General features: G+C 63.3%; 16 protein-coding genes and 1 tRNA gene. 7 read left to right on the forward strand and 10 right to left on the reverse strand.

Features of this window, described 5'->3' with window-relative positions; translation table 11 throughout:
- Positions 1-12: 12 nt before the first annotated feature.
- The 3 genes from TMPK1_RS20840 to purQ are packed head-to-tail and all read right to left on the reverse strand — an operon-like array spanning position 13 to position 3,109.
- Complete coding sequence (locus TMPK1_RS20840; RefSeq protein ID WP_420245564.1) at positions 13-246, reverse strand: BolA/IbaG family iron-sulfur metabolism protein; 234 nt, start codon at positions 244-246, stop codon at positions 13-15.
- 2 nt (positions 247-248) lie between these two features.
- On the reverse strand, positions 249-2,447 hold the full coding sequence (gene purL, locus TMPK1_RS20845) for a phosphoribosylformylglycinamidine synthase subunit PurL (protein ID WP_420245565.1): 2,199 nt from the start codon (positions 2,445-2,447) through the stop codon (positions 249-251).
- A complete protein-coding gene (gene purQ / locus TMPK1_RS20850; protein ID WP_420245566.1) occupies positions 2,444-3,109 on the reverse strand; it encodes a phosphoribosylformylglycinamidine synthase subunit PurQ in 666 nt (221 codons plus the stop codon). Before purQ ends, purL begins: the two co-directional genes overlap by 4 nt.
- Positions 3,110-3,175: 66 nt before the next feature.
- Here purQ and TMPK1_RS20855 point away from each other — a divergent pair, with 66 nt between their 5' ends.
- The gene (locus TMPK1_RS20855; RefSeq protein ID WP_420245567.1) at positions 3,176-3,934 is read left to right on the forward strand and encodes an NAD kinase; all 759 of its coding nucleotides are present in this window, start codon (positions 3,176-3,178) and stop codon (positions 3,932-3,934) included.
- 187 nt (positions 3,935-4,121) lie between these two features.
- Here the strand turns inward: TMPK1_RS20855 and TMPK1_RS20860 are convergent, their stop codons facing one another.
- The 6 genes from TMPK1_RS20860 to TMPK1_RS20885 all read right to left on the reverse strand — a co-directional run bounded on the left by TMPK1_RS20860 (position 4,122) and on the right by TMPK1_RS20885 (position 8,875).
- Complete coding sequence (locus TMPK1_RS20860; RefSeq protein WP_420245569.1) at positions 4,122-4,415, reverse strand: hypothetical protein; 294 nt, start codon at positions 4,413-4,415, stop codon at positions 4,122-4,124.
- A 48-nt stretch (positions 4,416-4,463) separates the two neighbouring features.
- Positions 4,464-5,207 (reverse strand): DNA-3-methyladenine glycosylase family protein, encoded by a 744-nt coding sequence (locus TMPK1_RS20865; RefSeq protein ID WP_420245570.1) that lies wholly within the window; start codon positions 5,205-5,207, stop codon positions 4,464-4,466.
- A gap of 141 nt (positions 5,208-5,348) precedes the next feature.
- Positions 5,349-5,609, reverse strand: coding sequence for a phosphoribosylformylglycinamidine synthase subunit PurS (gene purS / locus TMPK1_RS20870; RefSeq protein ID WP_420245571.1), 261 nt, complete (start codon positions 5,607-5,609; stop codon positions 5,349-5,351).
- Positions 5,606-6,391, reverse strand: coding sequence for a phosphoribosylaminoimidazolesuccinocarboxamide synthase (purC, locus tag TMPK1_RS20875; RefSeq protein WP_420245572.1), 786 nt, complete (start codon positions 6,389-6,391; stop codon positions 5,606-5,608). Before purC ends, purS begins: the two co-directional genes overlap by 4 nt.
- Before the next feature lie 94 nt (positions 6,392-6,485).
- Positions 6,486-7,250 carry an NRDE family protein gene (locus TMPK1_RS20880; protein WP_420245573.1) on the reverse strand — a complete coding sequence of 255 codons (765 nt, stop codon included), beginning with the start codon at positions 7,248-7,250 and terminating at the stop codon, positions 6,486-6,488.
- Positions 7,250-8,875, reverse strand: coding sequence for an alkaline phosphatase D family protein (locus tag TMPK1_RS20885; protein WP_420245575.1), 1,626 nt, complete (start codon positions 8,873-8,875; stop codon positions 7,250-7,252). Before TMPK1_RS20885 ends, TMPK1_RS20880 begins: the two co-directional genes overlap by 1 nt.
- Positions 8,876-8,962: 87 nt before the next feature.
- Between TMPK1_RS20885 and TMPK1_RS20890 the strand changes: the two genes are divergently transcribed.
- Positions 8,963-9,283 carry a DUF1476 domain-containing protein gene (locus TMPK1_RS20890; protein ID WP_420245576.1) on the forward strand — a complete coding sequence of 107 codons (321 nt, stop codon included), beginning with the start codon at positions 8,963-8,965 and terminating at the stop codon, positions 9,281-9,283.
- Here the strand turns inward: TMPK1_RS20890 and TMPK1_RS20895 are convergent.
- Positions 9,249-10,385 carry a glycosyltransferase family 4 protein gene (locus tag TMPK1_RS20895; RefSeq protein ID WP_420245577.1) on the reverse strand — a complete coding sequence of 379 codons (1,137 nt, stop codon included), beginning with the start codon at positions 10,383-10,385 and terminating at the stop codon, positions 9,249-9,251. The genes TMPK1_RS20890 and TMPK1_RS20895 overlap by 35 nt on opposite strands.
- 253 nt (positions 10,386-10,638) lie before the next feature.
- On the opposite strand from TMPK1_RS20895, the gene TMPK1_RS20900 reads away from it, so the two are divergent.
- The 5 genes from TMPK1_RS20900 to TMPK1_RS20920 all read left to right on the forward strand — a co-directional run.
- Positions 10,639-12,210 carry an OprO/OprP family phosphate-selective porin gene (locus TMPK1_RS20900; protein ID WP_420245578.1) on the forward strand — a complete coding sequence of 524 codons (1,572 nt, stop codon included), beginning with the start codon at positions 10,639-10,641 and terminating at the stop codon, positions 12,208-12,210.
- Positions 12,211-12,305: 95 nt separating this feature from the next.
- Entirely contained in the window at positions 12,306-12,989 is a 684-nt protein-coding gene (locus tag TMPK1_RS20905; RefSeq protein WP_420245580.1) for an HAD family acid phosphatase, read from the forward strand.
- Positions 12,989-13,474, forward strand: coding sequence for a GAF domain-containing protein (locus tag TMPK1_RS20910; RefSeq protein WP_420245582.1), 486 nt, complete (start codon positions 12,989-12,991; stop codon positions 13,472-13,474). The genes TMPK1_RS20905 and TMPK1_RS20910 overlap by 1 nt, the downstream gene beginning before the upstream one ends.
- A 23-nt stretch (positions 13,475-13,497) precedes the next feature.
- A tRNA-Gly gene (locus TMPK1_RS20915) sits at positions 13,498-13,571 on the forward strand.
- A gap of 127 nt (positions 13,572-13,698) precedes the next feature.
- Positions 13,699-14,194: GTP-binding protein (locus TMPK1_RS20920; protein ID WP_420245583.1), on the forward strand; the 496-nt coding region annotated here is incomplete at its 3' end.

Genomic DNA, 14,194 nt, shown 5'->3' on the forward strand with positions numbered 1-14,194 from the left:
TCGTTCCTTCTCTCAGTCCTTCGCAGCGGTCTGCAGCGCCAGCGCGTGCAGTTCGCCGCCCATGCGGCCTTGCAGCGCGCGGTACACCAATTGGTGCTGTTGGATACGGGTCAAGCCTTTGAAGGCCGACGACGTGACATGTGCGGCGTAATGGTCGCCGTCGCCGCGCAGATCATCGATCCGCACGTCGGCGTCGGGCAGCGCCTGCTTGATCAGCTGTTCGATGTGCGTGGCATCCATCGCCATCGTTAGATTTCTCCTGCCATGAGGGCCGGCAACCAGGCTTCGTTCGCCTGTTTCAGCGCCGCGACTTCGACCGAAGCCGCACCGAGCTTCAACGCGGTGCCTTGGCTTTGACCGATACGGCGCACCGGGACCTTTGCCTGTTCGGCCGCACGCGTCACCACGTCCGGCTGGTTGGTGGCCAGGATATAGCGCCCCTGGTCCTCCCCGAACAGCAGCCCGGCCTTTTCTTCGAGCGCCAGGGTGGCGCCGATGCCGCTCGCCATCGCCATTTCCGCGATCGCGACCAGCAGGCCGCCGCCGCCGACATCGTGGCTGGCCTGGATGTGGCCGGCCTGGATCTGGCCGCGCACGAAGTCGCCGGTGCGGCGTTCGGCGGCGAGATCGACCGGCGGGGGCGGGCCCATTTCTTTGCCGTGGATCTCGCGTAGATAGAGCGTGCGGCCGAGATGGCCGGTGCCGGGTTCGCCGACCAGCAGCAACGTCAAACCATCGCGCAGCGACAGACCGACTGCGCGACGTGCGTCGTCGAGCAACCCAACGCCGCCGATTGCGGGCGTCGGCAAAATCGGTTCGCCGTCAGTTTCGTTGTAGAGCGAGACGTTGCCGCTCACGACCGGGAAGTCGAGCGCGATGCATGCTTCGGCCATGCCTTCGATGCAGCCCGCAAACTGTCCCATGATGCGCGGCTTTTCGGGGTTGCCGAAATTCATGTTGTCGGTGACCGCAAGCGGCAGCGCACCGACCGCGCTCAAATTGCGCCACGCTTCGGCAACCGCTTGTCGTCCGCCCTGCACCGGATCGGCAACGCAGTAACGCGGCGTGCAGTCGGTGGTGATGGCAACGGCTTTGCTGGTGGTTTCGTCGACGCGCACGACAGCTGCGTCGGCCTGACCCGGCCCCCACACAGTGTCGCCGCGCACCAGCGAGTCGTACTGTTCCCAGATCCAACGTTTGGATGCGAGATCGGCCGTCGCGATCAGTTTCTGCAGCACGTCGAGCGGTGCCGACGGCAGATCATAAGCAGCGTCGAGCGGCGCCGGCGTCGGCGTCTTTTCCCACGGCCGTTCGTATTTCGGCGCTTCGTCGACCAGCGGCCGCACCGGCAGATCGCAATAGAGCTTGTCGTTCATGCGCAGCACGAGACGACCCGTGTCGGTGAGCTTGCCGATCACCGCAAAGTCGAGCTCCCATTTGTGGAAGATCGCTTCGGCGAGTTTCTCGCGGCCCGGCTTCAAGATGATCAACATGCGCTCCTGGCTTTCGGAGAGCATGATTTCGTACGGCGTCATGCCGCGCTCGCGCTGCGGCACGCGGCCGAGATCGAGCTCCATGCCGAGACCGCCTTTGTCGGCCATCTCGACCGACGACGACGTCAGGCCGGCAGCGCCCATGTCCTGGATCGACACGATCGCATCGGTCGCCATCAATTCCAGGCAGGCTTCGATCAGCAACTTCTCGGTGAAGGGATCGCCGACCTGCACGGTCGGGCGTTTCGCTTCGCTGTCGCCGCTGAATTCCGCCGACGCCATCACGGCGCCGCGAATGCCGTCGCGTCCGGTTTTCGAACCGACATAGACGACGGGATTCCCCAAGCCTGCGGCAGCCGAATAAAAGATCTTGTCGGCGTTGGCGATGCCGACCGTCATCGCATTGACGAGAATGTTGCCGTTATAGCCGGCGTGAAATTCGGTTTCGCCGCCGACAGTGGGAACGCCGACCGAATTGCCGTAGCCGCCGATGCCGGCGACGACGCCGTTCACCAGATGCCGCGTCTTGGGATGTTTCGGATCGCCGAAGCGCAGCGCGTTCATGTTCGCGATCGGACGCGCGCCCATCGTGAACACGTCGCGCAGAATACCGCCCACACCGGTCGCCGCGCCCTGATAGGGCTCGATGAAGCTCGGATGGTTGTGGCTTTCCATTTTGAAGATGACGGCCTGGCCGTCGCCGATATCGACGACGCCGGCATTCTCGCCTGGGCCGCAAATCACGCGCGGACCAGTGGTCGGCAGCTTCTTCAGCCACACGCGGGAAGATTTGTAGCTGCAGTGCTCGGACCACATGGCCGAGAAGATGCCGAGTTCGGTCAGCGACGGTTCGCGACCGACGATGCGCAACATGCGCTCATACTCGTCGACCGACAGGTTGTGTTCGCGCGCCAGGTCGAGATCGACGGCGCGTTCCGAGAATACGTTCGTCACTGGGCGACCGCCTCAACGATGCTTTCGAACAGGCGCTTGCCGTCAGTGCCGCCGGTCAGTTCTTCGATTGCGTCTTCGGGATGCGGCATCATGCCGAGCACGCGGCGGTTCGCGCTCAGAATGCCGGCGATGTCCTTGACCGAACCGTTGTGCGAATGCGCGTAGCGGAAGGCGACGCGGTCGTCGTCTTCGAGCTGTTTCACCACGTCGGGCGCTGCGAAGTAATTGCCTTCGCCGTGCGCGCTGGGGATCACGATCTGCTCGCCGGCATTGTAGCGGCGCAGGAACGGGCTGTTCGACGTTTCGACCTTCAACGTCACGCGCTTGCACGAGAATTTCAGCGCCGCATTGCGCAGCAGCGCGCCCGGCAACAGATGCGCCTCGACCAGGATCTGAAACCCGTTGCACACGCCCAGGATCGGCACGCCGCGCTCGGCCGCGGCGCGCACTTCACGCATCACGGGCGAATGGGCGGCCATGGCGCCGCATCGAAGATAGTCACCGTGACTGAAACCGCCTGGCAGCACGATCAGATCGGCTTTGGGCAATTCGGTCGCATGGTGCCAGACGGTGTGCGGGGCGCGGCCCATAACGAGCGTCAGCGCGCGCACGGCATCCCGGTCGCGATTGGAACCGGGGAAGACGACGACGGCGGCTTGCATGATGGGCGCGAACCTAGGGTCGTGACCGAGTCGGCGCAACCACAGGAAGCCTGCTAAGAAGCAGCTATGCGACTCGCTTTTGCCTGTGCCGAGACCGAGGAAGCCCGTGACGCCGCCACCCGGCTGTCCGCCCGCTATGGCTCGGTCGCGCCCGAGGCCGCCGACGCCATCGTGGCGCTGGGCGGCGACGGTTTCATGCTCGAGACCCTGCACGGCTTCATGGGTGACGGCGTGCCTGTCTATGGCATGAATCGCGGCACGGTCGGGTTCCTGATGAACCACTACCGCGAAGACGGGCTGGTCGAGCGCATTGTCGCGGCACATCGCGCTGCCCTGCACCCGCTGCGCATGTGCGCGACGCGGGTCGACGGCAGCAAAGTCGAAGCGCTGGCGATCAACGAAGTCTCGCTGCTGCGCCAGACGCGCCAAGCCGCCAAGCTGGTGATCGAAGTCGATGGGCGCGTGCGCCTCGATGAACTGATCTGCGACGGCGCGATGGTTGCGACGCCGGCTGGATCAACCGCCTACAATCTCTCGGTTGGTGGTCCGATCGTGCCGCTCGAAGCCGGCGTGTTGGCGTTGACGCCGATCAGCGCCTTCCGGCCGCGCCGTTGGCGCGGCGCGCTGTTGCCGCACCAAGCGCGGATTACGATTACCGTGCTGGAAGCAGCCAAACGTCCGGTCAGCGCGGTCGCCGACTTCACCGAAGTGCGCGAAGTCGCCGAGGTGCGCATCTACGAAGATCGCGCCGTGACCTTGTCGGTGTTGTTCGATCCCGAACACGCGCTCGAAGAGCGCATTCTCAAAGAACAGTTCCTGCCGTAGCGATCTTTTACACGTCGCAATTTCGCGCTGTTGAAATTGAGGCAGCGCCTATGGCGGCACGCTGCTTGCGAAGCGCCTGTTAGTCGCGGACTTCGCGTCCTCGATACGCAGCGCGCGCCGATTTCACCGGGCCCATTGTGCGCCGGAGAACCGGGACCAGTGATTTCGGTCGCGCTGCGGCTTTTCCCTAATGCGTTTTGGTGGCGTTCGCGCCCGTGTAGCTGGGCGGATCGCTGGCCGGGAACGAGTCTTCGCTGGACATATGGACCTGTTCGTCGCGTTCGCGGTGCGTAGCGCGATTATCGGCGAAGGTCCGTGTGCGTTCGAGCAGCCACACTGCTGCGGCGCCAAGCGCGGCGAGTTTGACGGTGCGCCGAACACCGAGAAGGCCGACGAGTGCGACGGCCGGTCCGATCCAGGCTGGATCAGCGGCGATCTTATCAAAAAACGAGTCGTGACGAGCAAGCGAGCGTTGCGGCATTGGATCCTCCGTTCGATCCAGCGAACACCGTCTTTCGCCCGGTGGTTCCTAGCGTTTCCGCTCAGCGGTTTTCTTTGCCGCTTTCGTCGCAGTTTTCCTGGCGGGCTTTGGTGCAGCTTTTTTGGCCGCACGCTGGGCAATCGCGTGCTCGGTATAGTGTTGCCACAGAAACAAAGCGGCGGCGGTGCGATGCGGTTTCCATGCGTCGCCGAGGCTGCGCGCATCGATCGGCGTCGGACGCGCTTTCAGCCCGTGCCACGTCTCAAGTCCCAGCACGATGCCGAGATCGCCAGCCGGCCAGACGTCGCCGCGGCCAAGGCAGAACATCAGATAGATTTCCGCCGACCAACGGCCGAAGCCGGGCAGGCGCATCAGAAGCTCGATCGCGGTCTCGTCATCGGCGCGATCGACTTCATCGAGATTCAGCGTGCCGTCCAAAATCGCCGCAGCAAGCGCGCGGACATATTTCACCTTCTGCCGGCTGAACCCGCAGGCCGCGAGCGTCTCGTCGCTGAGATTTGCGACGACCTTGGGTTCGACGCGATTCTTGGTGGCGACGACCAGCTTGTTCCACATCGCTTCGGCGGCAAGCGTGGAGACTTGTTGGCCCAGAATGATGCGAACCAGACCGGCGAAGCCTTCGCGCTTGCGGCGCAGCTTTAAGCGCGGACGCAGGTCGGCGAAACGCGCATCGCTCTCGGCGAGCGCATCGAGACCACGGGAAATTTCAGGAAGATCGGCCAGCAGCAACTCGTCGGTGCCACCGGCCGGTTTCGTTTTCGCGGCGCTCACGCCGGTCGTGCGCCGGATTTGAAGTTCGCCCAGCCTTGGGGCAGGCACCGTGCGAACTTCAAATCCAGAAGGCGCACGACAAACATTGATTTGCTGGCGTCCTTATCAAATCCAACGTTCGTCGGAACTCGCCACATCGGCTTACGAACTTTGGATTTGGGACGCCAGTTCGACCTTGAAGTCTTCGATCACCGGGTTGGCGAGCAGCTTGCGGCACATCTCTTCGAGTTGCGTGCGCACGCTGGTTTCGTCTTTTGCACCGGGCAGATCGATTTCGATCAGCTTGCCTTGGCGAACGTCGCCGACGCCGGCAAAGCCGAGACCGGTCAGCGCGTGACCGATCGCTTTGCCCTGCGGATCCAACACGCCGTCTTTCAGCGTAACGAAGATGCGAGCTTTCATCGTGCAGGCGGAATTACGAGTGGGGTGAGCGGCGTGGCGGCCGTATCGGCGGGGCCGTCTTCGGGCGTCAGGCCCAAACGGCGCGCGACTTCTTGATAGGCTTCGACGACGCGACCGAGATCCTGGCGGAACCGGTCCTTGTCGAGCTTCTCGTTGGTCTGCGCGTCCCACAGACGGCAATTGTCGGGGCTGATTTCGTCGGCCAGCACGATGTGCATCTCGTCGTTGGTCCACATGCGACCGAACTCGAGTTTGAAATCGACCAGCTTCAGACCGATGCCGAGGAAAAGACCCGACAGGAAGTCGTTCACGCGAATGGTGAGCGCAACGATCTCGTCGAGTTCGTGCGGCGTCGCCCATTTGAACGCGGTGATGTGTTCTTCCGACACCAGCGGATCGCCGAGTTCGTCCTTCTTGTAGAAGTACTCGATGATCGAACGCTCCAGCACCTGGCCTTCCGGCACGCCAAAGCGTTTGCAGAACGAACCCGCCGTGATGTTGCGCACGACGACTTCGATCGGAATGATTTCGACTTCGCGGACGAGCTGCTCGCGCATGTTGAGCCGGCGCATGAAATGCGTCGGCACGCCAATCTCGGCGAGCTTGGTCATCAGGTAGGCTGAAATACGATTGTTCAGCACACCTTTGCCCGACAGCACGTCCTTCTTCTGGTTGTTGAAGGCCGTGGTGTCGTCTTTGAAGTATTGGATCAACGTGCCGGGCTCAGGGCCTTCGAAAAGGACCTTGGCCTTGCCCTCGTAGATGCGCCGACGACGGGACATCTTCACCTCTGGGCGTCTCCCGAAAAGAAAACGAACCGCGGCGATTCCTGCGCGCGGTTCCGAGGCCAAAACATACAGGCCGCGGATACGGCTTTCAACCGAGCTGGGTCGGGATGCTGACCCACTCCCAACGCTCGGGCTCGCCGGCGGCAAACCGCCAGATCGGATCGCGGGGTGGATCGCCTGGCGCGGGCAGCGCCACCAGCGACGCGCAGACCGTGCCGAACCCGTTCGAGCCTTCGACGAACATCGCGCCGCCTGCCGGCGCGCCTGGGGCCCGGTCGCGGCTGGCCAGCAATATTTCCCAGGACGCCCAGTCGTTTTTGTCGGGATCGGGCACCGGGGCGGCGGCAAAGCGCGGCTTGTGAAAAGCGACGCGGGGGCTTTTGGGGTCGTCCGGCTCGGCTGCGGTGATGAAGCTGATCCCGACGCCAAGCTTGCGGACTTCGATCGGGAATTCGCCGCTCGGGTCGCGGTGGCACAGGACGAAGGCGTCGCGATTGTCGGCCAGCACCAGGTTGAACGGGCGGTAGGAGCGGGGATCGAGCCCGCCCAGCGCCTCGGCCGCGGCGGCCGCATCGGCATGATCGAGCGCCTCGAGCGGCAACTCGCCCCGGCTGCGTTTGCCCGCCAGCGGCCCCAGCGTGTTCTCGCGATTGAGCACGCCGGCGACCAGGCCGCTTTCGTTGATCGCCATCCAGGTGCCGCCGCCGACCTGGTCCAGCCCACCGACGAGCTCGTGATCGGGCCAGTGACGACCGGGCGGCAACCACGGGCGTGACCGCAGCTCGTCGCGATTGGCGGCGATCAAGACCGGCCAGGCATGGCCCGGCCGCCGCAGGACAACGAAGGTACACATCAGGCTTTGATCGCTCCTGCGCGGCCGTTTTCGACGTGAAACTTTGCCAAGGTGGAAACACCTGTCTTGGAGTCGCGTGCATTGTCGAGCGCCTGGAAGCGCGTTTCGACCGATTGTTTGGTGATCTCGACCGAGGCGTAGCCGCGTTTGCTGCGGTCGTAGAATTTGATGTGCTGGTTATGTGGCGCGATGTCGGCGTAATCGTAGGGCGGCGTCGATGTATGCGTCGCCGATGTGCCGACGAACTCGGTCGCTGTGGCGGCGAGATTGGCTTTGTGATTGTCGGTCTTGAGGTCGGTCGCCCAGAAGGAATGAATGTCGCCGCCGAAGAAGACGGCGTTCTTCAACTTGGCTTGGTTCATGGCGCGCAACATCCGCGCGCGCGTCGCGGGCCAGCCATCCCACGCGTCGGTCCAGTTGCCGAGCGTGCCGTCTTTGAGCGGTGACACGACTTCGGCGACCAGCAGATCCTGCGCAAACAGATTCCAGCGCGCACGATCGCGCTTGAAGCCGTCGAACAGCCATTTTTCCTGCTCGAATCCCAGCATCGAACGTTTGTCATCGAGCCGTTCGGTGCAGGCATCGGTGACCATGTGGCCGCCGCGCTTGCGATCGGTTGGGATCGGGCAGGCTTGCTGGTGCGTGCGGTATTGCCGTCCATCGAGAACGGTGAACTGCGCCAGATCGCCCCAACGCAAACGGTCATAGATGCGTGCATCGGGACCGACCGGCCGCTTCGGTTTTCGCAGCGGCATGTTCTCCCAATAAGCTTTGTAGGCCATGGCGCGACGCTGCAGCAGCGTCGCTTCCGACGTGTTCTTCCACTCGGAATAGGGGCCGCCATAGTCGTTTTCGACTTCGTGGTCGTCCCACGTCATCAGGCAGGGTGCGGTTGCGTGCAGCGCCTGCAAGTCGGGATCGGTGCGGTACTGCGCGTACCGGCTGCGATAGTGGGCGAGCTCGGTCAGTTTCGCCTGACGATCGTGCGCGCGCACGACGCCTTTCGCTTCACGTTCGTCGGGCTTGTAGCTGTATTCGTAGATGTAATCGCCGAGGAACATGACCAGGTCGGGATCTTCGGCCGCCATGTGCTGGTAGGCGCCGAAATAGCCGAGTTCCCAGTTCGAACAGGACGCAAAAGCGAGGCGTAGACGATCGATTTTGTCGGTCGCTGCCGGCGCGGTGCGCGTCCGGCCGATGCCGCTTTCCGCGCCGAGCGCGCGAAAGCGATACCAGTACGGCCGGTTGGGAAGCAGGTTCGCGACTTCGACATGCACCGCATGCGCATCGTCGGGTGATGCGACCGCATCGCCGCGCGCAACGATGCTGCGCATCTGCTCGTCGCTGGCGATTTCCCAAGCGACCGGAATCGCGATGTTCGGCATGCCGCCAAGCCCGTCTTGCGCCAGCGGTTCGGTCGCCAGCCGCGTCCACAAGACCATGCCGTCCGCACTTGGGTCACCCGATGCGACACCGAGCGTGAACGGGTCGCGCAACGGCGCGGCGCGCGGCGTGGTGGCGCAGCCGAGCAAGGTTGGTATTGCCGACATGCCGGCCAGCGCCGACGTGTAAGTAAACAGGCGGCGACGTGTGATCGGGAAATCGTTCGACCAATCGTTTGGCAACTGGGGCTCCTAGTCCTGACGAGAGACGGGTGCTACCAACGTGCGGCTCTTATAAGTCAGCTCACTTACGAAACCACGGGTCTACGCATGACGAGTTTCGACGATCGTGAAAAAGCCTTCGAAGCAAAGTTCAGCCTCGACGAAGAGCTGCGGTTTCGCGTGCACGCACGCCGCGCCCGCTTGTTCGGTGGTTGGATTGCGGGACAGCTCGGGCTTTCCGGCGATGCCGCCGAAAGTTACGCCAAAGACATGATTTCGGCGGATTTCGAAGAAGTCGGCGACGATGACCTGTTGGCGAAAGCGCGCGCCGATCTTGCAGCTGCCAACAAGGCACTCGACGACGCAACCTTGCGCAAGCAGATCGGCGTCGCGCTTAGCGAAGCGAAGCGTCAGCTGGTCGGCGAGTAACGACGTTCTCGATTGCGTCGCCGAGCAGCGACGCAAAATGTTTCCAGCTATTGGTGTCTTGTTGTTGCGCGGCGCCGGCCGCGCAACGCGCATATAACGCACCGTCTTCGACGAGGCGGCGCATCGCATCGGCCAACGAAGCGGCGTCGATCGCAGTCGTGACGAGTCCGGTTTGTTCCGGCACGACTTGTTCGGCAAGCCCGCCGACCGGCGTTGCAATTACCGGCAGGCCGGCGCCGTACGCCGCTGCAATGACGCCGGACTGGCTGGCTTCGACATACGGCACCACCATCGCATCGGCCGCGGCGAGCACGGCGCCGATCTGATCGGGCTCGATCCAGCCTTGCTGCAGCGTCACGCCGGGCTGCGTGATCGACGCGACCGGTGCGTCGATCGCACCGTCACCGGCAATGGTCAGCGTCGCATCGATATTGTGCGCGCGCAGTTTTGCGAATGCTTCGAGCAGCAACGGCACGCCCTTGTACGGCAGCAGCCGGCCGAAAAAGAGAAACCGAAACGGTTTGCGCGGCCGCGCTTTCTGCACCGCGCCGGGATAGGTCAGAACCGGTAGAAACAGTTGCACGATGCGATCGGCGGCGAGCTTGCGCCGTGCCTGCAAGCGCGCAGCGACAAAGCGCGATGCGGTGATGACGGCGTCGGCAGCCACAAATTCGCGGCCTTGCAGCCAATCGAGCAGGCGCGATCGCTCACCCGGATGCTGATCGGCGTCATGCGCCCAGACCAGCCAGTGCACGCCGGCCGCCTGCGCCACGATCTGAAACACCCGGTCCCACACATGCGGCATCACCACCACGACGGCGTCGATCCGGTTGCGGCGCAGGGCGGCGCGAAAACGCCATGCCGTAAGCGGAAGCAGCAGCGTCCGGCCGATCAGGCCGGCCATGGTTTGAAACGTATCGATCGGCCAAAGCGGGACCTGCAGCGCTTGGCTCTCAGCGAAATGCTCGGCCTGTCGCGACAAGGACAGGCTCACGGCGAATCGCGAATCGGCGGCCAGCGCCGGGACGAGCTGGGCGGTCAGCTTGCCCCCGCCGCCATAACGTCCCCAGTACGCAACCAGCACGCGTATGGCAGGTGGCATGGCAGAGGAATTGGGTGGGTTCATTCGTCCTTGGACAGCACGGAAGTGGAGCTGATTTGTGATGTACGCGACCGTTCTGTGGCCCTTCTGCCACAGACAGGAACTTCCGCACATCAGGGGCTTAGTTGTGGTTCTTCGTAAACCATCGCTGGCTTAGTTTCCGGCCGTCGCCCCCGGGAGGAGGCGATGCAGTTGATGCTGCAGGACTTGCGACGCAGGCCCCACCAACGAGACCTGACGGAGACTACCCCCGATGACGTCGAAGAAGCTTCTTCTGGCCGGAACGATCCTGACCGCGGCATTCGCCGTGTCGACGGACGCGTTCGCTGCCGAGACGACTACGACCAAAACCACAAAGACCACCACCACGACGGCGACGTCGGACACGGCAGTGCTGCGCCAGCAGGTGTTGGATCTCCAGAAGCAGCTGAATGACCTGAAGGCCTCGCTCGGCACCAAGGTTGTCGCGACTGAGAAGACGGTTGAGGAGCTGAAGAAGGCTTCCGCGTCTGACGTGAAGGTGACGCTGCCGAACGGCCGTCCGACCCTCGCGACCAACGACGGCAACTTCTCGTTCGCCGTGACCGGCCGCATCCACTTCGACACGGCGAGCTACTTCTCGACCAAGTCGAAAGACGGTTCGCCGTCGACGGGCGTGCCTGATCTGAACAACGGCGTGAACGTTCGTCGCGCCTTCTTCGGTGTGACAGGCAAGTTGTGGAAAGATTGGGAATACGCGTTGAACCTCAACGCGGGTGGCTCGGGCCAGGAACTTTCGAACTCGACCGCGCTGCTCCAGGAAGCTCGCCTGACGTACGGCGGTATCAAGAACTGGAAGTTCGATATCGGCTACCTCGATCCGCAGAACAACATCTCGGAAGCGATGTCGTCGAACGATCTCGCGTTCATCGAACGCGCTGCCGTTACGAACATCACCGAAGGTATCGCGGCGACCGAGTCGCGCGCTGCGGTCGGCTTCCGCTTCAACACCGACACCGTGTTCGCGTCGGGTTATGTCACGGGTTCGACGGTCGGCAACGGCCCGCTCGCCTCGGGCACGACCGCTGGTGACGAACAGATCGGCATCGTGGGCCGCGCGGCCTTCCTGCCGTACAAGTCGGACGTGGGCGTGATCCACATCGGCATCAACGGCCAGAAGGTTCTGCAGAACACGCAGAACACCACGCCTGGTCCGAAGCCGCTTATCGGCGGTTTCGCCGATCGTCCGGAACTGCGTGTCGACGGCCGCTCGTTCGTGAGCGCGGTCGCGGCTGCCAACACCAACGCCTCGGGCGGAACGCTCAACATCGATAATGCCTACGCATACGGCCTCGAACTGGCCGGCGCGTATCGCAACTTCTACTTCGAAGGTGAGTATTTCCGTTTCGGCTACGAAACGCAGAACATGCTTGTCAGCGGCACGGGCATCACCAACCGCATCAACCCAAGCGTCGACTTTAGCGGTTACTATGGGCAGGCGACCTACGTCCTCACCGGCGAGTCGCGTGCGTACAACATCGGTACGGGTGCTTTCGGTTCGCCGAAGCCGGCCCGTCCGTTCTCACTCGAGACCGGTGGTATCGGTGCGTGGGAAGTCGGCGTGCGTTACAGCTACGTCAACCTGAACGACACCAACGGCGGCTTCATCGTCAATGGTGGCAAGCAGGCGCTCTGGACGTTCGGTGTGAACTGGTACGTGAACAACAACGTGCGCTTCATGCTGAACTACATCACCGGCGACATCACCAAGTCGGCGGTGCTGACCAACGTTCCGCAGGGCTTCAAGATGGATGCTCTGGCGCTCCGTACGCAGTTCAACTTCTAAGACTTCGAGCTTCGGCTCGACACAGGAACCCCGCCGGGCAACCGGCGGGGTTTTTTGTTGCCCACTTCGCAGCGGCGCGGTACGGCACCGAGATGATGTCGCGCCCGCTCCGCTTCCTGCCGCTGCTCGTGCTCACGCTTGCCGCTTGCACCCCGGGGCAGCAGCTGGCCAATGTCGGTCAGGTCAAGCTGGCAGCGCGCGCCTATCACGACGACGGACGCTACGATGCCGAGTTTGCCAAGGTTGCTGCCGACGCAACCGCCTATCTCGAGCAGCGCGCATCGCGCGTGACGCGTCCGGCGATCGTGTTCGACATTGACGACACCGCGCTCACCACCTGGTCGGCAATCCAGGCCAACGATTTCGGCTATATCACCAACGGCACCTGCTCTGAGTTGCCCAAAGGTCCGTGCAACTCGATCGCGTTCGAAGACGCGGGCACGATGCCGGCGTTGCAGCCGACGCTGGCGCTATATCGCCGGGCGCGCGAACTGGGCGTGGATGTGTTTTTCATCACCGGCCGCCGCGAGCCGCGCCGCGCCGGTACCGAGAAAAATCTCAAATTCGCGGGCTATGACGCGTGGACGCGTGTCGTGCTGAAGCCGAATAACTTTCCGTCCGACAAATCGTCAGCCGATTTCAAATCGGCGGCGCGTGCGGCAATCGAAGCCGAGGGCTACACGATCGTCGTGAATATCGGCGACCAGCAATCGGATCTCGACGGCGGTCACGCCGAGAAGGGGTTCAAATTGCCGAACCCGTTCTACTTCATTCCCTGATGCACGAACTTCGTACCGTCTCCGCCGACAAACAGACGGCGTATGACGACATTGCGCAGCAGCTTGAAGGACTGTTCACCGGCGAACGCGATTGGCTCGCGAACGCGGCCAACATGTCGTCGCTGTTGTTTCATTCGCTGCCCGATCTGAATTGGGCCGGCTTCTATCTGATGAAGGATGGCGAGCTGGTGCTGGGCCCGTTCCAGGGCAAGCCGGCCTGCATCCGAATCGCCATGGGCCGGGGCGTGTGCGGAACCGCGGCCGCCCGGAAAGAAAGCGTGCTGGTCGAAGACGTCGATTCCTTCCCCGGCCACATCGCCTGCGACGCCGCTTCGCAGAGCGAGCTGGTCGTGCCGCTGGTGCGGGACGGGCAGGTGCTGGGCGTGCTGGACCTCGACAGCCCGCGCAAAGGCCGGTTTGACGCAGTGGATCGGGCCGGCTGCGAGCGGCTGGTCGCCACCTTTCTCGCCGGCTCGGACTTCTGATACAGAAGGCGCCGCGCGGAGCTGCGGGTGTAGCTCAATGGTAGAGCAGAAGCCTTCCAAGCTTATGACGAGGGTTCGATTCCCTTCACCCGCTCCAGCCGCCCTCTTGTGCGGCCCCCTGCTTGCGTCAGGTCGTTTGACCGGCTAGAAGCCGCGCGTTTTCGCACCCCTTACGGGGGCGCTCACCAGCCCACTCTTGGGCGCCACCACTACGGAATCAGGGCATGGCGAAGGAAAAGTTCAACCGTAACAAGCCGCACTGCAATATCGGCACGATCGGGCACGTCGACCACGGCAAGACGTCGCTGACGGCGGCGATCACGAAGACGCTGGCGAAGACGGGCGGTGCGACGTTTACGGCGTACGACCAGATCGACAAGGCGCCGGAAGAGAAGGCGCGCGGCATCACGATCTCGACGGCGCACGTTGAGTACGAGACGGCCAACCGTCACTACGCGCACGTCGACTGCCCCGGCCACGCCGACTACGTGAAGAACATGATCACGGGAGCCGCGCAGATGGACGGCGCGATCCTGGTTGTGTCGTCGGCTGACGGCCCGATGCCGCAGACGCGCGAGCACATTCTGCTGGCCCGCCAGGTTGGTGTTCCGGCGATCGTCGTGTTCATGAACAAGGTCGACATGGTCGACGACGCGGAACTGCTCGACCTGGTTGAGCTGGAAATTCGCGAGCTGCTGTCGAAGTACGAATTCCCGGGCG

Source organism: Roseiterribacter gracilis (assembly GCA_018332375.1).
Classification (GTDB): domain Bacteria; phylum Pseudomonadota; class Alphaproteobacteria; order BOG-932; family Roseiterribacteraceae; genus Roseiterribacter; species Roseiterribacter gracilis.